Source organism: Micrococcus sp. LASM2_SD2 (genome assembly GCF_057364565.1).
In genome coordinates this window covers 1-540 of sequence record NZ_JBNFOB010000493.1, presented here as the reverse complement: position 1 = coordinate 540, position 540 = coordinate 1, and the positions used below count along the sequence as shown (strand labels likewise).

General features: G+C 67.8%; 1 protein-coding gene. It reads left to right on the top strand.

Annotated elements, in window-relative coordinates:
• On the top strand, window positions 1-540 hold a 540-nt coding region (locus AC2W7A_RS13280), incomplete at both ends, for an IS3 family transposase (protein WP_485991746.1).

Sequence of the window (540 nt, the reverse complement as noted above, 5' to 3'; positions counted from 1 at the left end):
TGGCCGATCGTGTGGACCGGTACACGGACCTGAAGGCCCGGATCCGGAGGATCGTGGCCGGCAACGGCCGCCGGTACGGGCACCGGCGGGTGCATATGGTCCTGGCCGGGGAGGGCGTGAAGGTGGCGAAGAAGACCGTGCTGATGCTGATGCGTCAGCTCGGGCTGGTGTGCCAGGTACGCCGGCGGCGCAGGCGCCGCTACACCGGTGGCGCCCAGGGCCGGGTCGCCGAGCATCGGCTCGCCCGGCAATTCCAGGCCGATCGGCCGAACCAGAAGTGGGTCACGGACATCACGGAGTTCGCCGTGGCCGGGCAGCGGGTGTATCTCTCACCGGTGCTGGACCTGTTCGACCATGCGGTGATCGGGCACCGGATCTCCACCACCGCCACGACCTCTTTCACGAACGCTTCGCTGAAGCAGGCCTTCGCCTGGGCCGGTAATCCTGCTGGGGTGATGGTGCATTCCGATCAGGGAGTGCAGTACCAGCACGCCTCGTGGCGGCAGATCATCGCCGCCCAGGACGGGATCCAGTCGATGT